General features: G+C 58.9%; 22 protein-coding genes and 1 pseudogene. 12 read left to right on the plus strand and 11 right to left on the minus strand.

What is annotated here, in order from left to right:
• The 3 genes from K349_RS0110075 to K349_RS0110090 all read right to left on the minus strand — a co-directional run bounded on the left by K349_RS0110075 (position 1) and on the right by K349_RS0110090 (position 3,347).
• On the minus strand, positions 1–1,326 hold the full coding sequence (locus tag K349_RS0110075; protein ID WP_245588039.1) for an HD-GYP domain-containing protein: 1,326 nt from the start codon (positions 1,324–1,326) through the stop codon (positions 1–3).
• 313 nt (positions 1,327–1,639) lie between these two features.
• The gene (locus tag K349_RS0110080; protein WP_169731338.1) at positions 1,640–2,590 is read right to left on the minus strand and encodes a sulfite exporter TauE/SafE family protein; all 951 of its coding nucleotides are present in this window, start codon (positions 2,588–2,590) and stop codon (positions 1,640–1,642) included.
• A 406-nt stretch (positions 2,591–2,996) separates the two neighbouring features.
• Complete coding sequence (locus tag K349_RS0110090) at positions 2,997–3,347, minus strand: cupin domain-containing protein (RefSeq protein WP_029165689.1); 351 nt, start codon at positions 3,345–3,347, stop codon at positions 2,997–2,999.
• 201 nt (positions 3,348–3,548) lie between these two features.
• On the opposite strand from K349_RS0110090, the gene K349_RS0110095 reads away from it, so the two are divergent.
• Positions 3,549–4,550, plus strand: coding sequence for an NAD(P)H-quinone oxidoreductase (locus K349_RS0110095; RefSeq protein ID WP_029165690.1), 1,002 nt, complete (start codon positions 3,549–3,551; stop codon positions 4,548–4,550).
• A gap of 63 nt (positions 4,551–4,613) precedes the next feature.
• Complete coding sequence (locus tag K349_RS0110100) at positions 4,614–5,186, plus strand: IS3 family transposase (RefSeq protein WP_274703388.1); 573 nt, start codon at positions 4,614–4,616, stop codon at positions 5,184–5,186.
• A 24-nt stretch (positions 5,187–5,210) separates the two neighbouring features.
• On the opposite strand, the gene K349_RS19510 is transcribed toward K349_RS0110100, so the two are convergent.
• Positions 5,211–5,333 carry an EAL domain-containing protein gene (locus tag K349_RS19510; protein WP_211240354.1) on the minus strand — a complete coding sequence of 41 codons (123 nt, stop codon included), beginning with the start codon at positions 5,331–5,333 and terminating at the stop codon, positions 5,211–5,213.
• A 203-nt stretch (positions 5,334–5,536) separates the two neighbouring features.
• Between K349_RS19510 and K349_RS0110110 the strand changes: the two genes are divergently transcribed.
• The 5 genes from K349_RS0110110 to K349_RS0110130 all read left to right on the plus strand — a co-directional run bounded on the left by K349_RS0110110 (position 5,537) and on the right by K349_RS0110130 (position 9,231).
• Positions 5,537–6,646 (plus strand): hypothetical protein, encoded by a 1,110-nt coding sequence (locus K349_RS0110110; protein ID WP_029165692.1) that lies wholly within the window; start codon positions 5,537–5,539, stop codon positions 6,644–6,646.
• A 357-nt stretch (positions 6,647–7,003) separates the two neighbouring features.
• The gene (locus K349_RS19515) at positions 7,004–7,177 is read left to right on the plus strand and encodes an ACT domain-containing protein (protein WP_211240355.1); all 174 of its coding nucleotides are present in this window, start codon (positions 7,004–7,006) and stop codon (positions 7,175–7,177) included.
• Positions 7,178–7,303: 126 nt separating this feature from the next.
• Positions 7,304–7,558, plus strand: a complete 255-nt coding sequence (locus tag K349_RS19720) for a DUF711 family protein (RefSeq protein WP_084460330.1) — start codon at positions 7,304–7,306, stop codon at positions 7,556–7,558.
• Between the two features lie 50 nt (positions 7,559–7,608).
• On the plus strand, positions 7,609–8,484 hold the full coding sequence (locus K349_RS0110125; protein WP_029165694.1) for a DMT family transporter: 876 nt from the start codon (positions 7,609–7,611) through the stop codon (positions 8,482–8,484).
• A 207-nt stretch (positions 8,485–8,691) separates the two neighbouring features.
• The gene (locus K349_RS0110130; RefSeq protein WP_029165695.1) at positions 8,692–9,231 is read left to right on the plus strand and encodes a hypothetical protein; all 540 of its coding nucleotides are present in this window, start codon (positions 8,692–8,694) and stop codon (positions 9,229–9,231) included.
• Positions 9,232–9,448: 217 nt separating this feature from the next.
• Here K349_RS0110130 and K349_RS0110135 read toward each other — a convergent pair whose 3' ends face one another.
• Both K349_RS0110135 and K349_RS18090 read right to left on the minus strand, forming a co-directional pair.
• Complete coding sequence (locus K349_RS0110135) at positions 9,449–10,975, minus strand: C1 family peptidase (protein ID WP_029165696.1); 1,527 nt, start codon at positions 10,973–10,975, stop codon at positions 9,449–9,451.
• Between the two features lie 485 nt (positions 10,976–11,460).
• Complete coding sequence (locus tag K349_RS18090; RefSeq protein WP_029165697.1) at positions 11,461–12,093, minus strand: protease inhibitor I42 family protein; 633 nt, start codon at positions 12,091–12,093, stop codon at positions 11,461–11,463.
• A 252-nt stretch (positions 12,094–12,345) separates the two neighbouring features.
• Between K349_RS18090 and modA the strand changes: the two genes are divergently transcribed.
• The 3 genes and pseudogenes from modA to K349_RS20235 form a co-directional block, all read left to right on the plus strand.
• Positions 12,346–13,092 (plus strand): molybdate ABC transporter substrate-binding protein, encoded by a 747-nt coding sequence (gene modA, locus K349_RS0110145; protein WP_029165698.1) that lies wholly within the window; start codon positions 12,346–12,348, stop codon positions 13,090–13,092.
• A gap of 9 nt (positions 13,093–13,101) precedes the next feature.
• Positions 13,102–13,746, plus strand: coding sequence for a molybdate ABC transporter permease subunit (locus K349_RS0110150; RefSeq protein WP_029165699.1), 645 nt, complete (start codon positions 13,102–13,104; stop codon positions 13,744–13,746).
• Positions 13,730–14,474 (plus strand): annotated as a pseudogene (locus K349_RS20235) (ABC transporter ATP-binding protein); the annotation flags it as partial. The gene K349_RS0110150 and the pseudogene K349_RS20235, both read left to right, overlap by 17 nt.
• Before the next feature lie 780 nt (positions 14,475–15,254).
• On the opposite strand, the gene K349_RS0110160 reads toward K349_RS20235, so the two are convergent.
• The 3 genes from K349_RS0110160 to K349_RS0110175 form a co-directional block, all read right to left on the minus strand.
• Positions 15,255–18,359: an efflux RND transporter permease subunit gene (locus K349_RS0110160; RefSeq protein WP_029165701.1), complete on the minus strand. Its 3,105-nt coding sequence runs from the start codon at positions 18,357–18,359 to the stop codon at positions 15,255–15,257.
• A 1-nt stretch (position 18,360) separates the two neighbouring features.
• A complete protein-coding gene (locus tag K349_RS0110165) occupies positions 18,361–19,602 on the minus strand; it encodes an efflux RND transporter periplasmic adaptor subunit (RefSeq protein ID WP_029165702.1) in 1,242 nt (413 codons plus the stop codon).
• A 157-nt stretch (positions 19,603–19,759) separates the two neighbouring features.
• Positions 19,760–20,326, minus strand: coding sequence for a TetR/AcrR family transcriptional regulator (locus tag K349_RS0110175; RefSeq protein ID WP_029165703.1), 567 nt, complete (start codon positions 20,324–20,326; stop codon positions 19,760–19,762).
• 183 nt (positions 20,327–20,509) lie between these two features.
• Between K349_RS0110175 and K349_RS0110180 the strand changes: the two genes are divergently transcribed.
• On the plus strand, positions 20,510–20,968 hold the full coding sequence (locus K349_RS0110180) for a DUF2000 domain-containing protein (RefSeq protein ID WP_029165704.1): 459 nt from the start codon (positions 20,510–20,512) through the stop codon (positions 20,966–20,968).
• A gap of 126 nt (positions 20,969–21,094) precedes the next feature.
• On the opposite strand, the gene K349_RS0110185 is transcribed toward K349_RS0110180, so the two are convergent.
• Together K349_RS0110185 and K349_RS0110195 are read right to left on the minus strand one after the other, a co-directional pair.
• Positions 21,095–21,937, minus strand: coding sequence for a TrmB family transcriptional regulator (locus K349_RS0110185; RefSeq protein ID WP_029165705.1), 843 nt, complete (start codon positions 21,935–21,937; stop codon positions 21,095–21,097).
• A gap of 283 nt (positions 21,938–22,220) precedes the next feature.
• Positions 22,221–23,648, minus strand: a complete 1,428-nt coding sequence (locus K349_RS0110195; protein ID WP_029165707.1) for an MFS transporter — start codon at positions 23,646–23,648, stop codon at positions 22,221–22,223.
• Between the two features lie 383 nt (positions 23,649–24,031).
• Here K349_RS0110195 and K349_RS0110200 point away from each other — a divergent pair, with 383 nt between their 5' ends.
• A complete protein-coding gene (locus K349_RS0110200; RefSeq protein ID WP_029165708.1) occupies positions 24,032–25,300 on the plus strand; it encodes a cysteine desulfurase-like protein in 1,269 nt (422 codons plus the stop codon).
• Positions 25,301–25,373: the final 73 nt, after the last annotated feature.

Raw genomic sequence — 25,373 nt, forward strand, 5'->3', positions numbered from 1 at the left:
TCACTCCTCTTGTCTCACGCCGGAAAGAGCGCGGAGGGATCGGAGAGGAGGCTCGCTCGGGACATGCTGCTCAACCTCCCGATTCCTCCCCTCCAGAAGAGGTGACAATTGCGATTCCGCCAGCGCTCTCCAGGGAGCGAGAAACGTGAGCTTCGCCACTTCTCCCGCGAGAACGCCCCGAAGGAGTTCCGGTTTCGCCGCGAGACGGCGCGCCAGTCCAAGAAATGAATTCCCCCCGCAGAGAATGTTGTCCCTGGGCACACCGATCCCTTGCCCGACAAGCGCCCGAGTTCTTTCGGAAAGTGAGCCCAGAACGGCACACTCCACCACATCTCCTTCACGCTGTCCTGTCTGAACCACCGCAACCGCCCCGGAACGAAGAAGAAGAACAGCTCCTACGGGAAAATCCTCAACCACATCGCGAACCAGCCCCACCAAGTGAGGATCAAAGTGGCTCCCACCGGCACGCTCGAGAATCTCCATGGCCTCCCACGGCAGAAAACCAGGTCTGTAGGGACGGTCGGACACGAGAGCATCATAAGCGTCGGCGATGGAGACGAGGCGTACGAGACAGGGGATGGCCTCTCCGGAGAGAAGGTCACCGCTGGAGGGCCCGTATCCTTTGCCGTCCCATCGCTGGTGATGATGCACCACGATCCCTCTGGCCATGGGCATGATTCTTTCATGGCGACGCACGATGTCGAGCCCCCACTGAGGATGTCCGCGCATGAGTTCCATTTCGTCCACCGAAAGCACGTCCGGTTTGTTGAGAATCTCCTCGGGGACTCGCATCTTCCCCACATCGTGGAGTATCGAGCCCAGGCCGAGGTTGACCCGGTCCTGCCAGTCCAGAAGAGAGAGCACGCCGTAGCCCACGGCTTTTCTTGCCAGGGCAAGGCTGAGTACCATGACCATCCAGGAATGCTCGTACGTGTATTCGTCGTGATTGGCAAGATGTTTCACGTTCGAGAAGAGCACTCCACCGTCGGAGAAAAGAGCGTCCGCCACTGCGTGGAGCGAGGCACTCAATCGGTCCAGCAGCGCAACAGGAAGGGTACGCCTCGTCTGGAGAAGCGTAAAGAGTTCCCGAATCTGGGATTTGACCTGCACCTCCCGATCCGCCGGAATGGAAGGAAGCACCTCTTCCCTCGGTTCCAGTTCGTCGAGGAGACGAACCTTCACTGACTCAATGGAACTCCGGCGCAAAGCGTCGATGATGAGGTCGGAGAGGATGGTCCCTTTGGCAAGCAAAAGCTGCCCGGAAGATCCCAGGAGAGTTTCCGCCACAACGAGTCCACTTTCAAGAAAGGCCACAGGAACGATCATGGGCACGACGGCCGCCTCCTCGTGCCGCGACACGGAGAAACGATTCCGTTGCGGCGGGATGTCCCACGTAGCATACAGGGGAATTTTCCAAGGCACCAGCGGACGGAGACTCTGGGACCACCACCTCCGGAGGGAGCTTTCCCGTGCCTTTGGGCTCAGCTCTTTACCGACCTTTGGAAAGCAGAGGCAAGCCGGAGCCTCGTGGCTGTTTGAAAAAAATCACGAAACACTCGGGAAAACCAGAACATCGCTCTCCAAACCCAAGGAAACGCTCTCCGATGACATCGGCAAAACGATCGCGACAACGGAGGCTCTATTGGCCATGTTTGATCAGTTCTTTCTCCCTTTTTTCTCCGGAAAATCCCATAAAAACAAGCCCCCCAGCGGCGCCGACAGCCAACCCCAGAAGAAGAACCAGAGAGAGGACGTGCCATCCAACCGCCTTCAGAGCCACGGCAAGGGAACCGCAATAGAAAAAGCCCGCCAGGGCCTTGCGAAGAACCATTTCGGGGAGAACTCGATTCACCCGGACACCGAGAGCCGAACCGAACCACGCACCCGCTGCCAGCGCCATCAGGGGAACGACGGAAATCTTTCCGGCGAGAAAATACAGTGCGGCCCCGTAGGGAGCGGTGATCATGATCACCAGGAGGCTTACGGCCACGGCCAGGTGCGCCTCGAAAGCACAGAGCGCCACCAGAAGGGGCACCATGAGCGATCCCCCCCCGATGCCGAGAAATCCCTGGAGAAATCCAACCAGAAGTCCCACGAAGAGGACGTTCCATACCGAAACGGGGACATCGAGATCCTGAATCCGAAACAGCGGAGGAAGCCGCAGCAGCGTGTTCCCGGAAAGCTCCCCTTCCTGCAGTGCCTTTTTTCGGAGCACGAGAGTTCCCGACAGGATCAAAAGCATCACGTAGGCAACGCGGATCACTCCGTCCGCCTTTCCTGCCGTATCCAGAGCGAGAGCGAGATTCTTCGCGTAGGCGGTGGTGAAGAAACTGCAGAGCCCCATGGGCAGCACAACCTTGAAAAACATCTCCTTCGACGCACTCCCGCCGCGGAGATAACGAACTCCCGCCAACGTCGAAGTCCACGACGTATAGGCAATGCCCATGCCGACGGAAAACGTCATGGGGTGTCCAAGACCATGGAGCAGGGGGGTAATCACGAAAGCCCCTCCTATGCCGAAACAACCACTGAGTATTCCCGCACATCCTCCGAGAAGCACGAGCAATGCCAATTCGAGCAACTGGCCCATGAAACGTCTTCCACTCCTTTTTCGATTCGTCGCATTCGTGATCGTGCCGATATCCATGCCGGAACACGGGGACATTACGTCATCCCCTGTTCGCAAAACATGCACACATACCCGGACATTTTCCAACCCCCAGGCTGAACGGAAATGGTTCCGCCCACCTGGATGCGCACCTCCGCAGAAAAATGCGCGGGCAACACCGTGTTCCCTGCACACGAAAAACCGGCGAGGATTCCGATCCCCTCCTGATCAAGGGGAGAACCTCCTCGCCGGTCCATATGTATTCCAATACCAGAGGAGCCTCAACCACAAGAAAAGTGCTTCAGACAGCAATATCTGCTTTCCTCCGAAAGAACGTTTGTCCCAGACAGTGGCGTGCAAAACAGAACTGTCTGCACTCCTCCGGCTCCTATCCTGCGATAAAAGCCAGGAAAACCAGAGGCTCCGTTCCCGTATTCCGAAGTCCGTGCCGTTCACCCCGAAACGTCACGGTCACATCGCCGGGCCCCACCTCGTACTCGGTGTCACCGTCGAGATAGACTCCAACCCCCGAAAGGACGACGTAGACCTCCTCGTCCACTTCGTGGGGATGTCCTCCGACGGCCGCACCCGGATCAAGGGCAATGCGTCCGACCATTTTCAGATGACTTCCCTCCCGGGCGCTTCCCGGAGAAATGGCATAGGTGCACCAGCCGCCACCGGCCCCCTTCTGCAACCCCTCGCGGCGAATCGCTTCCGACGCATTCAAACGACAAAGCATATTTTCATTCCTCCCTTGTCATGTCACGAATTTTTTGCACAGGGAATCCAAAAGTCCCGTTCCGGTGATTCTTTCGGATTATGGCACAAAACAATCTTTTCGTACTATGATAGCACCGTAAAGAAAGGCACGAGGTCTACTCTTTGTTTGATTGTACCGCAAAATCGTACCGCAAAACCGGTGCGAAAAGGGGTGGAGAACATGCGAGCAGTTGTCCTTCAAGACCATGGAGATCCGGAGGTACTGCAGATCAAGGAAATACGGACCCCGGTTCCAGAATCAGAGGAGGTGCTCGTGAGGATCGCCTATTCGGCCCTGAACCGGGCGGACATTCTCCAGCGACGCGGTCTCTACCCCGTGCCGGACATCGCCGGAAACGGCCCCGAAGTCCCCGGGCTGGAGTTCTCCGGGGTCATCGAGGAAGTCGGTGCCCGGGTTCCCAACCGCAAACGGGGAGACCGGGTGTGCGGCCTTCTCGGCGGTGGCGGCTACGCCGAATACGCGGCGGTTCATCACCTCATGCTTCTCGACATCCCGAACAACCTTTCCCTCGCCGAGGCAGCGGCAATTCCCGAGGTGTTTCTCACTGCCTTCGACGCCCTGGAGGACAAAGGCGCCCTTGCCACCGGAGAGACCGTGCTCATTCATGCCGGCGGGAGCGGCGTAGGGACTGCAGCAACGCAGATCGCCCGCGTCCTCGGGGCTTCCCGGATCTTCGTCACTCTCGGCTCGGACGAAAAAGCCGATGCAGCCCTCGCCCTCGGTGTCGATCGCGCCATCAACTACAACCGGGAGGACTTTGCCGCAGTCGTCCTTGAAGAAACCTCGAACGAAGGAGTCAACGTGATTCTCGATGTTGTCGGAAAAACCTACATGGAAGGCAACCTCCGCGCTGCGGCCGTGGAAGGACGCATCGTCTGCATCGCCTACCTTGGAGGTGGCTTGGGAGAAATCCACCTCCCGACACTCCTCCGGAAGCGATTGCGCCTCCAGGGAACCCTGCTTCGGACACGCCCGACAGACCAGAAAATGGAACTCTCCACGCGCTTTTCCCGGCGAATGATGCCTTTTTTTGCCCAGGGAAAGCTACGGCCCGTGATAGACTGTGTCTTCTCCCTGGAAGATGCGGCCGATGCCCACGAGTACATGGAACACAACAGAAATTTCGGGAAAATTCTTCTCGCGGTGAATCCGGAGCTTTAGCCAGACGATCAATATAGGGAAGCTCTGAATAAAGACCTTGCGCTTTTCCTTGACTCGGGTTGCATCAAGCTCTGCGAGGCGCCCTGCGGGGCTGACGCAGCCTTATTCAGAGATTCCATAGAACAAAACTTTGTCACGGAGGCCCCGAATCAAGTCTGGGTAACGGATATCACTTACATCCCCACAGCCGAGGGCTGGTTATATCTTGCCGGTCACAAGGATCTTTTTACCGGAGAGATTGTGGGCTACGCCATGGGAGAACGCATGACAAAGAATCTGGTCACCCAGTCCCTGTTTCGCGCTGTCGCTGCCAAGAGGACTGCGGCTGGTTTGATTCATCATTCCGACCGTGGCAGTCAGTACTGCGCCGCGGGCTACCGAAAACTCCTTGACCAGTTCAAAATGCGGGCATCGATGAGCCGCCGGAGGAACTGCTATGACAACGCGCCCATTGAGAGTTTTTGGGGTGTGCTGAAAAACGAACTCGTTCATCATCGCCGTTACGAAACCCGGCAGGAAGCTATACGGCAGATCACGACGTACATCGAAATCTTTTACAATCGGCAGCGACGGCAGAAGAGACTTGGTTCTCTCTCCCCTGCCGCCTATGAGAAACAATTTTTCAAAGAGCAGTAGGCTGCTTACATGTTTTGGTGTCCGCTATTGACGACCGATCCCATTCCGCCAACGCAAAAGCGCTTCAAGTCCGATGAGGCGTCCCGTCACCACCTCCACCTGAGGTTGAGAGTAAAGCGCGAATTCCTCCCGCTTGTTCCCAGCCATGGAATTCCCTCCCGGCATCTTCCCATACGGGCCAAAGATCCTCCTCCTCCTTTTTACCGTAGCACAATTTTTGCGAAAAGAACTCCCGCAAGCCTCACGGACAAAACGACCACCGAACTCCATAGCAGAACGGAAAAAGGAACCAAGCCCCCCCTCGCGTGTGGTACAATTGCGCTACACCGAACGAAAAGGGAGGGATGGGTGTGGCGATTTACGTCCATATCAGCGGCGCCCCGGAGAAACTGAAGGCATGCCTGGAGAACAAAATTGCAATACTGCCTCAGGATTTCGAGGGAGCCGCAAAGGGGCAAACGATTTACTACTTCTACGGGTTCCTCGAACAGACGTATGTCATGGCTCGTGCCGTTTTGACGAAAAGCAACGACAAGGTTGCCGACGACACGGAGAACAGCAAGGTGTGGTCGGTAAAGAACCTTGAATACTGCACACCGCTTGGTCTCCACGAACTGCTCCTGCCTGAGACATGGCACGTCCTCGAAAACAGTGCGGAAGAACTCCCCCCTGCGGTGGAAGAAATTCTCGCACCGGAATTCGAGACCCGCACGACGGGAGCGCCCATCGATCCTGATACATGGTGGAAGCCCATGCAGCCTCCGGCACAAACGGCCTTCCCCGAATCTCCGGAACCATCCTCCGAAGAGGATCCCTGCATGTGCGAGGACAACCCCGAGGCATGTGAAATTCCGCCCCTTGATCCGCGCCATGTGGACGACAACCCCGGGGAAGAGACGAAAGCGACATGCCCCTCCTCCGAAGAGGAAGAGGCGGCGGCTTCCGTGCGGGAAACATGCACTGAGCCCCTCCCTTGGGAAACGGTCCCGGAGAGTTGCGAAGGACACGGAGACACAGGCACGATTCTGTCCCGAGAAGGGGAAGGGGGAGCATCTTCCATGGAGAAGAAAATGAAGCACGGTTTCGTCGTCGGCTTTGTGATTGTCCTCGCCCTGGCAGTGCTCGTCGCCACCCTTTCCCGGCTTGACAGCTTCCGGAGCGATCTGCGGAACGTAATGAGCATGCTGGAAAAGAGCGCCGCTGTGGCGGAACAGAACGCACAAGACATCTCCAAGATCACAGCCCGTCTGGGAGAACTGGAAAAGTCCATGCGAATGACTGCCCGAAACGATGCCGCCCTTGCAGGGGAAATCAAGAGCGTCAAGGAAGCGGTGGTGCAACTGCAATCTACCCCACCCCTCGATCCCGGCGCTTCGAAAGAACTGGTCCAACTCCTCCAGAACGAACTCCGGAATCGTGACGAGCTGATCCGCCAGCTTGCGACACCCAAACAGCAGTAACAGCTTTTTGCGCAAGAATATCACCAGGGGAGGCCTACGGGCCCCCCTGTCGCATTTTCCGGAGAATCTTCCCACTTCTCCGTGATCCTTCGAGCCATCGCTGGGAAACGCGCCGAGGAGGCCACCTTCCCACGGGAAAGGGCACCAGGGATCCCCACGGGCCATATAAATCCTGACTTTTTTCAATGCTGCCATAAAAGCAAAAGAACTATGAAATCTCTGAATAAGGCTACGTCAGCCCCGCAGGGCGCCTCGCAGAGCTTGACGCGACCCGAGTCAAGGAAAAGCCAAAGATCTTTCTTCAGAGCTTCCTTGAGCGAAATACCGCGCCCCACATCCAAAGGGGAGGATCCGCTTATGGAACAACGGCAGGAACATGCCGTCATTACCGTTCTCGGAAAGGACCGAGTAGGGATCATCGCAGGAATCGGCGCTGTTGTGGCCGAACGGAATGCGAACATTCTGGACATCAGCCAAGCCATCATCGGAGGCTTTTTCAGCATGATCACCGTGGTCGATCTGGGCGCATAGCGCGGCGCCTTTTCGGAACTCAAGGAGCTTCTCGAAGTGAGGGGAAGCGACCTGGGCATGCAGGCAACGACAATCCAGCACGAGGATGCCTTTCGGTTCATGCACCGAATTTAGGGAGGAAATCGCATCGCCGTCCCCGGTGACACTCCCGCATCCACACTGAGCGCCATCATCGCCGACGAAGCCGTCATCGGCATGATCAACCGCAAGACCACGGCGGTGCGGATCATTCCCGTCCCCGGAGCTTCCGTGGGAGACCGGATGGAGTTCGGCGGCCTGCTCGGCAGCGCTCCCGTCATTCCCGTGCACAAAGAGGAGTCCCTACTCTTCATCAGTCGCGGGGGTCGCATTCCCGCTCCCGTGCAGGCCATGACGAACTGAGCACTCTCAATTACGAAAACCAGAGACTGAACGAAAAAGGAGCTGCGTTCATGAACACCGATCGCCCCCGCATTTCACCCTACATACCGCTCTTTTTCGGCATCTGTGCCATCTCCACGGGAGCCATCTTCGCCCGCCTCGCCGATGCGCCCTCCCTGGCCATCGCCGCGTACCGGGCAGGCCTGGCCTCCCTGATTCTGCTTCCCTTCGCCCTTGCGACCCGACGCAAGGAAATGGCCGCTCTTTCCAGAAGGGATTTGTACCGGGTCATCGGCGCGGGATTTTTTCTCGCTCTCCATTTCGCCACGTGGATTTCCTCCCTCGCCTTCACCACCGTGGCGAGCAGCGTCGTTCTCGTGAACACCATCCCTCTCTGGGTAGGCCTGCTCTCTCCCTTCGTGACGGGAGAGAGACTTTCCACCCTGACCAAAATGGGCATCGCCGCGAGCGTTGCGGGAGGCGCCGTGGTGGGATGGGGGGATTTTGCCCTCGGAGGCAAGGCACTTCTGGGTGATTTTCTCGCCATCTGCGGAGCGATCTCCGCCGCAGGCTATTTTCTCTTCGGCCGCATCGTCCGCCCCAAACTCTCCCTTCTCTCCTACGTCTTTCTCTGCTACGGCACGGCAGCGATTTTCCTCGCCCTTGTCGTCCTCGTTTCCGGCACCCCCGTCACGGGATTTTCCTCCACCACCTGGTGGATGTTCCTCGCCATGGCGATCATCCCGCAAATCCTGGGACATTCCAGCTACAACTGGGCGCTCCGATGGCTCTCCGCAGGGTTCGTGGCCGTGGCGCTTCTCGGAGAGCCCATCGGCAGCACGATCCTGGCCTATCTGCTCCTCGGTGAGAAAATCACCGTCATCCGGCTCGCCGGAATGGCCCTTATCGGCTGCGGCATCGTCCTCGCCGCAAAAGGCGAGCGCTGATGTCCCCGAATGCATCCGGAACAGAAGCTTCTTCCGTCGGATTCGCTCCACCCCGGCGCCTCTTCGTGGTAAAATTGAAAAAAGATTTGCACCGGTAGCGATCAGGGAGTTTCTCCCGCACGATCCCCGGAGCATTCTGGCGGTTTTTTCGTCATCATGGTGATGACACGGAATCTTTTCTCCATATCACGACAGGAGGGGTAAGGCATGTCCGACGTGTACGAATTCGAGGGCAACACGGCGAAGCAGGTGACCGAAGAGAGCACCGTCGAAATGGAGACATCTTCCCGAAGCGACACGGATTCCCTGATGCGGCGCATCAACAACCTGGAGATGACGGTTCTTGCGGTGGCACTCGTCCTCGGCATCGGCCTCGGGTGGGTGTGGTGGAACGCCCGAGGGCTGGAACAGACCGTGGCAAGCCAGAAAGCCCTTCTCGAAACCCTTGGTGGTACGGTCGCATCCTACCAGGCGGAACTCTCCGGCCTGAGTGGACGCCTTGCCGCTGCCGAACAGGGACTCGGCACGGTGGAACAACTCCGTGGGGAGACCGCTGCCGTGGCGAAGGAATTCGAGTCCATCCGGACCGGCGTTGACGTTCTCGCAGGAAACATGAAAGCTGTCTCCGAACAGCTGAATCGCCACAGCGACATCTTCACCAGGGACGCCGAGGCCAACAAACAGCTCATCGAGGCATTGCAACAGCACCTCCAGCTCCGCCAGTCGATCCTTGAAACGGTGAACTGAACCGGAAGCTACGAGCGCGCTCTTGTTCCCGAGGCAGAGAAAACCTTTTCCGGCTCTGCCATCCGTAACAGCGTGCCTTGCGAAAATCGACCATCCACAGAAGAACGCCGGTCCTTTGAGACCGGCGTTCTTTCTGTTCCACGGAGCACTTCGAAAATTCCAATGACCTCCAGGAAAAGAAACTCCTGAGAAGCTTCCTCGCACAACTCCCACCGGATCATTTTTTCAGGAACAGCGCCACCGGAAGAAGAAGCAGCACCAAGCCCGGGGCCATGCCCATGTCACATCCGCCGCCACCGCCACCTCCCCCATGAGTGGGAGAAAGAGTAGGCGTGATGGTTCCCGTCACCGTCGGCGTGACCGGCACATCCTCGAACGTCGTGAAGGCCTTGAGACAGACGTTCGTGTTCGCCATGGCCGTCGTCATGTCGGTCCAGGTCGTTCCCGCAGCGCTGACGTAGCTCTGGTCCGCCAGAGCCGACGCCTTGTCACTGTAGTCGACCTCGGGGTTCTCGATGGGGATGGGGAAAGTATACCCCGGCGTGGTCAGCTCCACCACCACGGCGAAGCGCGTCCCCACAGGGAGCACCACGTCCTGGGGAAGTCTCACCGTGTGATATCCGGGGACTTGGAGCGTTCCCGTGTGCACCAGTTGCCGCGTTCCGCTCATGGGATTTCCCGCAATGCCACCGGTCCAGATCTCGATGCGGAATGTTGCATTCGCCGCCATGGCATAGAAGGCCACGGCCTTCAACACCTCCTGGGTCGCCGCCGAGGCTCCCAGCACAACACCATGAGAGGTGAAGACATTGGCGAACCAGCCCGTCTCGCTGGTATATCCATATCCCGTGACCCGGCCCAATGGGTCATAATCGTAGATCCTGTCGAAATTCGTCTTGTCCGCGCCGACAAAGACCGCAGGGTACCCCAGAGTGGGCTCCGCATACGAAAGGTAGAAGTACCCCGACGCACCCCAGCTCGTGCCCCAGCTGTTCTTCACGATCCACGCACCGTTGGAGCCGGGATCGGTGCCGAAGTTCGTCGCCGCGTAGGCATCGTCCCAGCCCACGATGGTGACGATGTGTCCGCCTCCGGTCGAGGTGGCATTATAGTACGCGTTGGTCGCGCTGTTGAATGCCGCGTCGTCCCAGAGGATGCGGACGGCCACGGCACCGTAGGCGAGGATGGCGCCTTTCACCGTCGCCGCATTGAAGGCGGCACCGAGGTAATACACATGCTCCAGATGCTTCGCCACGGGGTCCGTCGCCAAGGGTCGGCTGGCATCAGGCCAAGGTTTGACGTTCTGATAGGGGCGGTCCGCCTCGTCCACCGCGCCGGACCATCGGGCGAGGAGTGCCGTGGCCTGCCACACATTGCCTCCTTGGTCAAAAATCGGATCTTTACCAGCCTCGACGACATCCTGCGTGAAAGACGGCTTGGACAAACTCTCGTCCTGGTACACGAAATAGGCAAGATGCCACTCGGAGAAATCCTCCACGTCCCCCGTGGCCTTTTTGAACGTGGACTCCAGAGACGCCATTGTTCCGAAAGCCCAGCACGTGCCGTAGGGGTTCTGATCCCGCACCGCCGTGACGTAGCCGTAGGTGCGCAAATCGTAGGCGTCGGGGGTGACCTTCTCGTGCAACCCTGGAAACACAATGGTCGAGGGATCGATATGGGAAAGATCGGTCGGCGCCGGGCGATATCCGAGGGGATGGCCGCTTTCCGTCCGGGTCTTCAGCAAGGCACCGGCGGCCACCTGCTGTCGGTACGCGAGATAGTCGGGATTCAGCGGAGCAACCCTGCCCACATCCGCAAAAACCGGAGTGACAAAGGCAAGAATCAGAACCCCCAGAAGAATAAGAACAGGGGCACATCGTGTTTTACACAGGCAGACATGGACAACACTTTCTTTCCTTCTTCACCTCGGCCACTCGTTTCCGGATGACCGGCGATCGGCACCACGCGGAGAAACTCCCGCTCCACAAGAGCAATCGTTGTCGGAGTACCCTCGGCAACATCCGCGAGGAGTGCGCAGAACAGGAAACGTTCCGTTTCACACGATGCCCTCTCCTTCTTCAGACCACCTCTCTTCCCTGCCGCAATGACGTCCTAACGTCCTCAGCCCGGAGAAACACGACAGGATCCTTCTTTAAAGTTTGCCTCTTCACTTTTCCACGGATTTACAGGAAAAGAAGACGTTTGCCCTGAAAAGAACACCTCCCTTTCCTATTTCACGGTGAGCGCGTAGACGTGCGTCCGAAGGGGGGGAAGGTCCTCCCAGGAACGTGCGTAACGGAAGACCATCGTGCTCGTTCCCTTGCCGACGGCATGAAAAATCCAGAGCGCAGATCCCGAGGCCCCCGCACGTCCCCGATTGGAAGGATCACCGGGCGGTTCGAAAAGGCTCCCCGAGAGAACCGCCACCTTTGGATCACTGGATTGAAACACGGTCCACCCGTACCCTGTCGAGGGATTCGAGGCGAGACGCACCACCACGTCTCCGCCAACGCGAGTTTCCCCGTAGGAAAGACTCAGAACCGTGGCACCCTCTTTCCGAAGACGCACCCCGTCGAGGCGGACATCCCGCTGCCCCTTGCGCACCCAGCGTACCGAGAGATCCCGGTCCGTGGTCAATCCCACCAGGGAAAACATCCCTTCGGCATTGGTAACGGCCGTGTGCGTCGCCCGTCCGTCCCATACATGGACCTGCACTCCCGCAACCGGAGCACGGAAGGAATCCGTCACACGCCCCTCAAGCACTGCCTGAGACGCCCCGGCCGTGCCCGCTCCCTCACAGAGCCACAACACCACCCCCAATACCATTGCGCACAAAAGCAACATTCTTCCAGTTCCTCTCATCTCCCCCGGCCTCCTTTCCAGATCGCCTGATTGCCTCTTCCTCCATCAAGCATTGTAGCACATCGCATCACAGGACATCGTTCCTTCCGAAAAAACCCTCTTCAGGGTCTACTCCATGGCTCCGGCCTTCGAAAAGAAGCTGCCGGCCTTTTTGGCCGAATTCGACCGGATGGACAGAATGGAAAAACATCTCCGACACTGTTATACTGCATGAAATGCAACAAGATTGCATATTCGAAGGAGGGGATTTTTATGCGGTACCTACGAACTCAGCGTCTTGTCCAGATTCTCGTTCTTTGCCTCGGCCTTTCTCTGTGCGCTTCCATGTCCGTCGCTGCGGAAGAATCCGTGGCGGTGGCAGCAAGCCTGGGACCGACGATGGAAAAACTCGCCGAACAATTTTCCTCCACCACGGGAAATCGCCTTACACTCGTCAACGGAGCCTCGGGAAAACTCGCCGCCCAGATCGAAGCGGGAGCACCCTTCACTCTCTTCCTCAGCGCCAACGAGAAATGGGCGCGGCACCTCGAGTCGAAGGGGGTGCTCACGGACGTCCACCCCTACGCGGAATCGCCCCTGGTACTCTGGTGGGGCAAAGAAAGTGCACCGACAGTGGAGATGCTGAAAGAATCCACGATGAAGGTGGCCATCGCGGATCCGGCGGCGGCCCCCCTGGGAGAACTGGCGAAGGAATGGCTTATCCGCAAGGGAATGTTCCAGGTTCTGGAGCAGGAGAAACGGCTCGTCATCGCCGGGGATATCCTGAAAACAGCTCTGGCGGTAAAGAGTGGAGGGGCTGACTTGGCTTTCGTCGCCTTGGGGACGGCACAGGAGCTGGGTGGTGGATTCGTGCGGGTTTCCTCGCCTCCTGCGCGCTATTTCGGAGGACTCGTGAAGAATACTGCCACGAACGTCACCGCGGAGTTCTGGCGCTGGCTCCGCTCTTCCGAGGCCGCTCCCCTGTGGGAAAAGGCGGGTTTCGATCCGGCCCGGGAGTAAGACGCCATCATGCTCTCCGCCCTTCGCCTGAGCCTGCAGATCCTCGCCGGGGTGCTGCCGCTTCTTTTTCTGGCAGGGACCGCGCTGGGATGGATTCTCGCCAGAAAACATTTTCCCGGAAAGCGGCTGGTGACGTTTCTGCTCCACCTGCCGCTCGTTCTGCCTCCCACGGTGATGGGGCTGTATCTGCTTTTTCTGCTCGGGCACACACCGCTGCTCCGGGACATGAAATTGCTTTTCACGCTGCCTGCGGCCATGCTCGCCGCCTTCACGGCGGCCCTGCCCCTGGTAATGACGGGGGCCCGAACAGGTTTCGCGGGCGTTCCGCAGAATCTGGAGAACGCCGCACGTTCCCTCGGCGACGGAGAATGGCGTGTCTTTTTTCGCATTTCTCTTCCCCTCGCCCGGCGACCGCTCTTCGCAGGAATGGCTCTCGCAACGGCCAGAGCGCTGGGAGAATTCGGCATCACCCTCATGATCGCCGGCAACATGCCGGGACGAACCCAGACGCTTCCACTCTACATCTACGGCCGGGTGGAGATGATGGATTTCTCCGGCGCCCACGCGGCGGCGTTCCTTCTGGTGTTCGTCGCGTCACTGTGTCTGTTGATCGTTCATCACCTTGAGGAGGGGCGCCATGACCTCTCCCGCTGATGGAACCGCATCCGTGCTGCCGATCGCATCGGAGACGCGAGCTTTTTTTGAGCCGGAAGAAATGGCGTCCCGAATCGAAGGCGTCACGCCGACGCCAGAGAGAGAGCACCGGAACACGCCGCCTTCGCCGACGCTGACCGCACGGGCATTGCTCCGGAAAGGGACTTTTCATCTCAACGTCGAACTGGATCTTCACCGGGAGATCACCGTGCTTTTCGGCCCGAGTGGCGCGGGGAAAAGCCTCACCCTGGGCCTCCTCGCCGGGTTTGAACACCCGGAGAGAGGGCGCATCGTCCTTGATGACACAGTTCTCCTCGACACGGAAAATCATGTCCAAGTTCCTCCCGGAAAACGGCGAATAGGCATGGTCTTTCAGAATCTGGCCCTCTTTCCCCACCTCACCGTTTTGGAAAACGTCGCCTACGGTATCGGCAAAGAGCGTTCCGAAAACGCACGGACCGCCCCTGTGCCGGCAAAACCATTCCGAAAGTACTTTTTTGAGACAGCGCGGGAGATTTTTTCCCGACCCGGAAAGAAACCACCACGCCACGGCGAATGGGAACAGGCTCGCCTCTGGCTTTCCCGCCTAGGTATGGCGCATTTCGAGGACCGTTTCCCCTCGGAACTCTCCGGGGGACAGCAACAACGCGTGGCTTTGGCACGGGCACTGGCTCCGGAGCCGGATCTGCTGCTCCTCGACGAACCCTTCAGCGCCCTGGACGGGCCGGTCCGTCGCAATCTGCGGCGGGAACTCCGGAAACTTCAGCGCGAGACCGGTGTCCCCATGCTGTACGTGACGCATTCCGTGGAGGATGTGTGCGCCCTCGGGGATCGCATGACCTTCGTCACGGAGGGACGTTTCGCGGGGACACTCCCCGTGGAAAAGCTTTGGGGGACTCCTCTTTCGGAACTCCACTGGAAAGTTCTCGGGTGGGGAACATTTCTCCGGGGGGAGCTCCGCCTTTCTTCAGAAGGCCCCCGTTTTTCCTGGGAGGGCGGAACCCTGCAAATCACTTCCGAAAGACTCCTCGCCTCCTCTCCTTGCAACGACGAGAGCGATTCTTTCTACGCGCTGCTCGGAAAAACCAGGCAAACCAGCCGGACCGCCGCGGTCTTCGTCGCCCCTCAGGACATAAAACTGATTCATCCTGACGCTCCTGTGGACCCGTTCCTTGAAACGAATCTCTTCGAGGGACACATCGTGGAGTCGATACATCTAGGGGGCATACTTCGCCTCACCGTCGAGACGGCGGGAACACAGTGGCAGATAGAATGCGCTCCCGCAAATTTTCCGCAGAACTCCTTTGAGGAGGGGGCGATCTGCCGTTTCGCCGTACCTCCCCAAAACATCGCCGTTCTTTAGGACCGCATACAAGTGAAGGTCTTGCTGCAGGAAAAAAGCGAAGGAAAAGCGCCCCCGTTAAGCAGGGGCGCTTTTCGTCCGGGAAGGAGTGGGCGAAACAGGGCCTTTCAGGCCCGACAGGAATTGCGCCTTTCCAAGATTTTCGTCACGAGTCGACGGGAGCTTGCTTCCTGAAACGGGACATGAGATCGCTCCGGACAGAAGCACCCACGAGATGTATCAGCGGCACGACAAAGAGGGCCAGTATGCCCGAGATGGCAATCCCTCCCGCAGAGGCGATTCCGATGCCGTTGTTGAGTTCGCTTCCCAAACCCCGTGCGATCGCCAGGGGGAGCATGCCGAGCACCGCCGCCAGGGTAATCATCACCACGGGACGGAATTGATCCACCAGAGCCTGGAGCATGGCTTCCCTGCTTTCCACGCCCCCCGCGCGGAGAGTTTGCATGCGATCCACCACGAGGATGGCGTTGTTCACCACGATGCCCACCAACATGACCGTTCCGAGCAGGACGAAAATGGACATGCTCTCCCCCGTCAGAAAGAGCGCCCACAGAACGCCGATCAGGGCGAGAGGAATCGTGGCGAGAATCAAGAGAGGGCGCTTGAAGGATTCCATGATCGCCGAAAGGGTCAGATAGGTAAGAAAGATCGCGAGCACCATGGCCTCTCCGAACTCCGCTCCGGCATCGCCCATGCGTTCATAGTCCCCGCGGAGACGCGCCTCGTACCCTGGAGGAAGCAGCCCGTTGCGGACGATGCCATTCGTCAGCATCTCTCCCGCCGTACCGAGGGGAACTCCGGGCAGGAGATTCGAGAAGACTTTCGCCACGCGCTGTTTGTCGGAGCGGGTGACCTGCACGGGAGCGCGACGTTCCTCGATATCGGCGAACCCTGCGAGCATGACCGGCATCCCCGAGGAGCCGGGGATCTGAAACTCTTCCACTTGTTTCTTGCCTTCCCGTTCCGCAAGTTTCACCCGAATGTCGAACGTCCGTGCTCCGCTGCGGTAGACCCCTCCCTTGATTCCTTCAAGATTCGCGCGGAGAAGCACCCCCAGGGACTGGGGCGACATGCCGCTGTCGGAAAGGATGGCCCGTCGCGGGATCACACGAAGTTCCGGTTTTCCCTCCCGAACGGACGTGTCGGGATCGACGAATCCCGGAAGACCTTTCGCCATTTCCTGTATCGCCGACGCGATGCGGTCCAATTCGACGAACTCTTCCCCGGCGACCTCCAATTCCACAGGCATGCTCTGCCCTCCAATGAGATCCCCGACATTCACCGTGACGATGCTGTCCGGATAATTGCGAAGACGTCTCCGTATTTCGTCGAGAATATCATCCATCCCGAACGCACGCTTCGTCTTGTCCGAGAACTTGAGGAGCATCTGGGCCAGATAGACGCCTTCCGAGACCTGGCCGGGCAGACTGTCCACTTTCCCCACGCTCGAATAGAGATGTCGCAGTTCCGGCAGATCGCGCAGCAGTGCTTCCGCCTCCTGAATCCGCTCCACGCTCCTCGAAAGGTCCTGCCGCGTGGGATATTCGAACTTGACGAAGACTTCGCCCCTGTCGATTTCAGGCGAGAAACTGAAACCGATCCGCGGCATCAGCGACAGGGAATGGGCAAAGATGCCCGCCACCAGGCACAGACAGAGCACGGCAACCCAACGCCGCGCCACAAGCCTCCGAAGAAAAGCCGCGTACTTTTCAGCGGCCTTCTGCAATAGTGTGTTCCAGCGACGCTCCATGCGGTTGAGGAAGGAATCCTGCCGCCCCCCGGCGCGGAGAAGAACGGCGCATAGAATGGGCGTGAGCGTGAAAGAGATGAAGAGGGACACCAGGTTCACCGAAAGCGCCGTCAGCGCGAAGGGGCGAAAGAAGATCCCCATCAGCCCTCCCATGAGGCCGATGGGCAGGAGAACCACCACGTTCGTTCCCGCGCTGGCAATGACGGCAATGGCCACATCGGCCGTTCCCCGCCGTGCGGCCTCCCAGGGCGCGATCCCTTCACGGAAACGGCTCACCACACTCTCCAGCACGACGAGAGAGTTCGTCACAAGAATTCCCACGGAGAGACCAATGGCGAGCAGGGTGGAGATATTGAGAGAAAACTCGAGCAGGTTGAGAAAAAAGAGGGAGATGACGATGGTGAGCGGCATGGAGATGGCCACCACGAAGGTGGAGCGGAAATTGTAGAGGAAAAAGAAAAGGATCGCCGCCGTGAGGAGAATCCCCTGCCGAATGTTGCCGGTGGTGCTGTCCACCGTGGCTTGGATGAAGGAGCCCTCGTCGGAAACCCAGACGAGCTTCATGCCGCCGGGAAGCATCGTCCGCAGCCGCTCCACGGCGTTCCGAACGTTCTCCACCACTTCCACCGCATTGGCGTCGGCCTTCTTCACAATGCGGATGCTGATGCCCTGTTTTCCGTCGAGAAATGCCTCGGTACGCCGTTCCTCCGTTCCCAGAGTCACCTCGCCGAGATCCCGAAGATAACGCCGCGCTCCGTCCCTTCCCGCCACCTGAAGGGATGCGATGTCGCGCACGGAGGAATATTCGGCGTCGAAGCGGACCGAGTATTCCGAACCGTAGTCGCGCACGCGTCCTGCGGGAGTGCTGTTCACGCCTTCCCGAAGGGCCTGGAGAATGTGCACGGAGGAAAGCCCCGCCGCGGCGAGGGCATCTCTGTCGAGGCGCACATGCACCTCCCGCTCTGCACCGCCGAGAAGTTCCACATTGGCCACACCGGAGATGACGGAAAGGCGGTCCTTGAGCGTATTGTCCGCGTAATCGTAGAGATCGTCCACAGGAAGATCTCCCGTGAGAACGAGCGTCACGATGGGAGTGGCGTTGATGTCGAACTTCTGCACCACCGGTTTCTCCACACCCTCGGGAAACTTGCTCATCTCGAGGTCGATCTTCTCTCTCACATCCGTGGCAACCACGTTCACATCCACACCGAGGTGGAATTCCAGCACCGTATTGACCACGTTTTCCATACAAATGGACGTGACATGCTTGAGGCCATCCACGGCGGAGACGGCATCCTCGATCCGCTTGGCCACATCGGTCTCCAGATCCGACGGCGTCGCTCCCGGCCAGACGGTTGTGACGGTGATGTACGGGACATCCATTTTGGGCATGAGTTCCAGCGCCATCTTGCGGTAGGCATTGAACCCGAGCCCGGCGAGGGCGATGAGAAGACACGCCATGGCTACGGGGCGGCGGAGGGAAGCATCGGACAGAAACATTCTACCGGGCCTCCGACTGCGTTCGAAGAGGTGCGCCATCGTTCAAAAGGAACTGTCCCTTCACCACCACCATGTCGGACGATGTCAGGTCTCCCCCGGTGATTTCCACACGGCCTGCCGTTTCGAGTCCCGTCTCGACGCGAACCATGCGGGCAAAACCATCGCGGGCGACGAAGACGACCTTGGCGCCCCCTCTCTCCAAAACGGCCGTCAGAGGGACACCCAGTCCTTCGTGCGAGGCAAGAACAATCCTCATGTCCACAAGCACCCCAGGGACGATGCGAAGACCGTCCCCCTTCATGTCGCACTTGATCTCGAACGTGCGGAGCGTCGTGTCGACCACGGGGCTCTTGTACGTCACCACCAGGTCCTCGGGACCCCAATCCGGAGTACCGATGCGCACTATGGTCTCTCCGGGAATGACTCTGGCGTAGAACTGCCCCGGCAGAAACGCCGATGCCTCCAGGGCCGTTACGTCGTCGATGCGCAGAATGGGTTTTCCCTTGCCGGCCATCTCCCCCGGCTCGGCCATGCGTTGACTCACGATTCCGTCGAGGGGGGCCACGGTGACGGCGTCGCGCAGCTCCTTCTCCGCAATGGCCAAAGCGCTCAGGGCCTTTCGTTCCGTCTCTTTGGCGAGATCGACGAGACTTCTGGCGCGCCGCTGAAGGAAAAGCAACTGCTCATAGAGACTCTGCCGCTCTTCGAGCGCGCTTTTGCTCACCGTCCCCTCCTCGTAGAGGTTCTTGTAGCGCCGGTAGTCGACCTCGGCCTTCCGGAGCTCCACCTCGGTCTTCTGGAGGTTCGCCGCCTGCTCCTGCATACCCAAACGGGCGGACTGGAGATCCCGCTGAGCAATCTGCACTTCTTTTTCGAGGCGCAGACCGTCCAGCCGGAACAGCTTCGTTTCGCCGCCCACGACACGATCTCCCTCCCGGACGAAAATTTCCTCGATGAGATTGTCCGTCCGGGAGGAAACCAGTGCGAAGTTCTTCGCCTTCAGGTTCCCCTGAACCTTGATGACGTCTTCGAAACGAGCGGACTCCGCTTTTTCCAGCACGACGATCACGGCGTCACGGTCGTCCCCCTCCGGAAGCGCCGGTCTGCCTGAGAGGGCATCACCGGAACTTTCCGAATCGGCCCGCTCCACATTTTTCGAAAGCCCGCAGGTGCTGACCAGAAGCAACAACAGGACGACAAAACCGAGACGTTTCTGCTTTTTCCATCCGTTCCTCATCGTCATCCCTCAATTTCCCTTTCGCTCCGGATTCCGCCGAATCTTCCGGCATGCGGCGGAAAACGGTTTCCTCTTCGGGAACATTTCCCCTTCATCTGTACGGCAGCCCTCGGAGAAACAATCCGCCTTTTCCGCAACCATACCCGAAAAGCGAGCACCCGCCTTATTCCGAATCAGCCTCTCCGGCGAAGCGAAGCAGCGCCTTCACGATCCGCTTCACCTCCCCTTCGTCGAAAGGAAGACCATCGAGGACATCCATATGCATGATTCCATCCACGGCAAGGCAGACGATCGCCGCCCGCTCGAAAGAAACTCCGGAAGCCACGATCTGCTCAAAGATCCATCTATACTTTTTCCTGAGCGGCTCCATGATCGAGGAATCATGGGCCACCGCAGCGAGGAGCGCCGCGTGAATCCTTTTCCTCCCCGTCTCGCGCCCCGAAGTGAAATATGTATTCCAGGCATGCACGTGCGCTTTCAGTTCCCGGCTCGGGGTATCCGGCAACCTTTTCCGCGCCTCGAACCGCGCCTCTTCGTATTCTTCGATGAAACGCTCGATGAGTGCCTGAAGAAGCGCATGTTTTGTCGGAAAATGATAGAGCAGACCACCCTTGCTGAAACCAGCCCGCACGGCCACGGCATCGAGACTCAAATTCGCCGTCCCCATCTCGACAGCCACGGTCTCCGCGGCATCGAGGATCACGTCTCGGGAGTTCGCCCGGGAACTCATTGCCGTTCCTCCTTCGCGTTGCACCAAACGCAACTGAACCGACTGGACGGTATGTTACGGAGTCCCTCTTCCTTTGTCAAGAGAGAAACCACTCGACATCCCCTCTTGACGATGCGTAGGGAAACACCTATGCTCTTTATAGTGACTACCTTAGTGGCTACTATTTTCGAGGAGGGAACACCCATGAGCGAAAAAAGTTTCGTCACCACGTGCCATTCTCTGGAAATTCCCCTGCAGGAAAAACCGAACCGCTGTGTGCTCGTCATGGACAAGAGCCTGACGGGGGGGCATCTCGCAAACGCCGTTGCCGTCATCGCTCTCACGGCAGGACAACGACATCCGGTCCTCGTCGGTGCGCCTCTGGTGGACGCGTCGGGAGTCGCCCATCCGGGCCTGATACCCACAGGAATCCCCATGTTATGTGCGTCTCGGGAGGAATTAAGAGAACTCCGGGAAAAAGCCCTCGCTGAAGGATGCGATGTGGTGGATTTTCCGGTTCAGGGACAGCGGACGAAGAGCTATGTGGAATTCATGGAGGCCATGACGCGAATCGAGACCGAGGATATCGAGTACACCGGCGTTGCGCTCATCGGACAGAAAAGCACCATAAACAGGCTGACGAAAAAACTCGGCCTCCTGTGAGAGAGCATTCCGGCCGCAGCGTCGGACACCGCTCCATATCGCGGAGAGTCTCGCGACGGCCTTCGGAGAGGGAAACACGGGGAGGTGCTTCGGAGAAATTCTTCAGAGCACCTCCCCGCTTGAGGGTTACTTCTGAAGGGCGGAAGGAACGTAGTGTTTTTTGAGGGTGTCGTCCATCATGAACTTGTTTCGCAACGCCACAAGATCGGCTCCGAATCGCTCCTCCAGGACTCCACGAAATTCCTTGAGGATTTCCATGATGTAGAGATCGTGAATGATCACCTCGGTAATGGGCATGACCAGTCCCGGATGCATCGTCCACGCGGCGCGGCTGCTTTCGCCCAGGGAGAGAATACCCGCCACTACCTCCCGGTCGTCCACGCTGAACACGATCCACCGGCCACCGTACTCCGAGGTGATCTGCTCGCTCATGTCATGGTGGTACACCTCAGCAAAGTCAATCTCCAGAGCCCCGTAGGAAACGATGACGATACGCACTCCTCTTGCACTTGCCTGTCGCAGCGTGGGCAGAAGCTCCTCCGCGTCCTCCCGCCAGATTTCCAGCAGGATACGCTGCCCGGCCTTTGCGATTCCATCCCGAACGCGGTCCAGAATGGCCCCGCGCCCCGAGATGTTCCAGATGCCCTCGAGCGTACGCACCGAACGGGCATAGGTATTCAGACATTCCCGCGCAACGTCCAACCGGCGCTCCGCATCGTGCCTTCTCCGTGAAATCAGTTCCTCCGGGGACAACGGCATGTAGACCGGGGTCTCTTCGTTGTTCACGAAGACATCCCCCCGAGTCACCAAATTTCCGAGAACCTCATAGATTTTCGAGCGCGGGACCCCGGACTGCAGCGATACGGCATATCCGGAAAGCGGCGCATTTTTCAGGAGAGCCATATAGGCTTTTGCTTCGTATTCCGTGAAATTCAATTCCTTCAGCACCGAAACAAGTTCCGACGTCATTCGTGCTTTCCTCCGCCCCACACGTCTCGTGCAAACCTCTTTCTCAGGAATCTCCAAAGAAGAGTGGCACCCCTGAACAGAACAAAAGTTCCGGGGCTGAATCCCGTACCCGCACTTCCCGGCGACACGCGCAGCCGATAACGCGTGCGCTCGTGTCGGAAAAACACCCCGGCAACCACGTCCAATGATAGAGGAAGACGAGAAAAACCCAAAGAATTCCCGAAAATCACCCCGGTGTCTTCCACTATCGCCCTTTTCCTCGCCGCCGGGCAAGAAAAGTCGGTCATCCGAGGCGACCATGGTGCAACGTTCCTCTGGAAAGAGAGAACCAGATTCCGACGAAACAGAAGAATGCCGACGCGGAGAAACAGATCCGGACGCTCCGGAGAAAAGCGTCGTAGCGGGAAGGATCGATATCGCCATGCCCCAGAAGCATGGCGAATGTCATGGCCGTGACGGTCATGCTGAGCATCTGCCCCAGAAGACGCATGGTCGCCACGGAGCCGGAGGCGATCCCGTAGTGGCGGCTTTCCACGGAACCCATGATGGCGTTCATGTTCGGCGAGGAGAAAAGGCCGAATCCGACACCGAGAAGTGCCAGGCTTGCGGATACATAGGTCAGGGACGTGTTCCGATCGAGGAAAATCAGCAGACCGAGCCCCAGGACGGTGAGCCCCATGCCCGAGGAAGCGAGAACGCGGGGTTCCACCCGGTCGGAAAGACGACCCGAAAGGGGCGAACAGATGGCCTGCAGCACGGGCTGCACCACCAGAATCAACCCCGCCTCGCCGGAGGACATGCCTTTGATGTACTGGAGATAGAGGCTCAACAGAAAGGCGACGGAGAATGTGGCCGCATAGTTCACCAGTGCGGCGAGGTTGGAGAAAGCGAACACGCGGTTCGCTTCGAAGAGGCGCACGTCGAAGAGGGGATCTTCGGCGGCACGCATACGCCGGACGAAAAGTACGAGAAAAACGGCCCCCGTCAGGGTGAGAAGGGTCCCGTTCCAGGACGGAAGACGGGATGTTCCCAGCATGAGGCACACCAGAGCGCATCCGTAGATGAAGCCTCCTCGAACGTCGATCCTCCGGTTTTGCGTCTCCACCCACTCGGCCCGTATGAACCGGAAAACGAGAAGGAGGGCAAAAACGCCCACCGCCGCATTGGACAAGAAGATTCCCCGCCATCCCAGCTGATGCACGAGCCACCCGCCGAGAAAGGGTCCTGCGGAGGCCCCCGTGTAGACCGCCGCAACGTTGATCCCCAAAGCCTTTCCTCGCTCTCCCGGAGGAAAGACCGAGGAGAGGATGGCCATGCCGGAGGTGAGCATGAACGCTCCCCCCACACCCTGAAGCGCCCGCAAGGCGAGAAAGAGCGCCATGGAAGGAGCTGCTCCCGCCCCGATCGTGGCAAGGGTGAACAGGCCGAGCCCCAGGGCGAGGACACGTTTTCTTCCGTACATATCTCCGACTTTGCCCGCAGGAACGAGAAAAATCGCCGTGGCGAGAAGGTTCGCCGCTGCAACCCAGCTCAGAAGGATCGCACCGGCGGAGAATTCCTCCTGAATCGCCGGGAGAGCGATGTTCACCGCGGAAATCATGAAGGGCGAGAGGAACGCCGTGATCGCGGAGACAACAAGCACGACCCGTTTCGAGACGGCCCCTCCTTCAACGACGTTTCTCCCAGGGGTTTCTTCGTCACACAATGTCATCGAGCGACCTCCATTTCTCAGGATCGGAAAGACCTGCCGCCACAGAGTTCGCCTCTCCGCAAACGTCCGCACTCCCGACCCGGGTATTTTTCGGCTGAGACATCTCCGGAGAGGACAGGGAGAGTTTCCTCTTCCTCCGGGGAACGTTTTCGCCCGGGGGATGAGGCGCTGCGATGCATACCCAACCCCCCTATCAAAAATCCGTGCCCCTATTCTCCCAGATCGACGGGGAGAAGCAAACAGCCAAAACTCACACAAACGAACGTTCCCCGGAGGAAAGATCTGGAGTATGCTGGTTTTCGCGAGCGAAACGATTTCGGAACGACATCTCCATCCTGCGCAACAACAGGAAACCACATACCGCCACGAAGGAGGTCTTCGCAGTGAAAAAGACGACACGCACCACGACATCCGAAACACTCTTTTCCGAGCGGCGCAAGGATTTCCCCTCACTCTCCAGAACGCACAACGGCCTGCCGCTGGCCTATCTGGACGGGCCGGGAGGAACACAGATCCCTCGGTACGTCATCGAAGCCATGGTGCACTATTATTCGAACTGCAATGCCAATTCCCACGGATTCTTCGTCACGACACAGGAATCGGACTGCGTCATCGAAGAGGCCCGTAAAGCCATGGCGACGTTTCTCGGTGCGGAAGGGCCGCACACCATCTCTTTCGGGGCGAACATGACCACCTTGAATTTCTCCCTGAGCCATGCCCTGGAATCCACCCTCCAACCCGGAGACGAAGTGCTCATCACTCAGCTCGACCACGAGGCCAACCGGGGCCCCTGGCTCCGCCTCCGCTCAAAGGGCGTTCTGGTTCGGGAGATCGCCCTCCGGAAAGACGGAACGCTGGACTACGACGATTTCCGGAGTAAAACGAACGAACGCACTCGCCTGACGGCTCTGGGGTTCTCCTCAAACGCTCTCGGGACGGTGAACGACATCGCCCTCGCCAGAGAACTCACCTATCGGGCGGGTTCCCTCCTCCTGGTGGATGCCGTACACGGAGCACCGCACTTTCCTCTGGACGTGCGCGCGCTCGGGCTGGACTTCCTCCTCTGCTCCGCCTACAAGTTCTACGGCCCCCACGTGGGGATCCTCTATGCCCGGGAAGGCCTTCTGGAGCGCCTGAACCCCGACCGTCTCCGCACCCAGGATCAGCGGGCACCCTTCCGCATCGAGACGGGAACGCTGAATCACGCCGCCATTGCGGGTGTCAAGGCCGCCGTGGAGTACATCGCCTCCTTCGGAGACGGGGCGAACCTCCGGGAAAAGATCACAAGTGCGATGAACCGCATCGGTGAGGCCGAACACGTCCTTGCAAAGGAACTCTACGAAGGACTCCGGAATATTCCCGGCGTGACCGTCCACGGTCCGTCCTTCACCGTCCCCGGCAGGGCCCCCACCGTCTCTTTCACGCTCGAAGGACACAGACCGCCTGAAATCTGCAGCTTCCTGAACGAAAGAGCCATCTGTGCCTGGGACGGAGACTTCTATGCCATCCGTCCCGTCGAAATCCTCGGTCTTCTCGAGCAGGGCGGACTCGTGCGGCTCGGCCTCTCCCTCTATAACACGAGAGACGAGGTACAACGCGCTCTCGATGCCGTCAGGGAGCTGGCGGAAACCGCGAAGAAGCGAAAGAAGTGAGCCGAAGGAATCAGAAAAACAAGGACTGCTGTGACGTGCGACAGGGACCTTCGATACTGTCGTCATCGAAGGC

This window comes from Aminiphilus circumscriptus DSM 16581, assembly GCF_000526375.1.
Classification (GTDB): domain Bacteria; phylum Synergistota; class Synergistia; order Synergistales; family Aminiphilaceae; genus Aminiphilus; species Aminiphilus circumscriptus.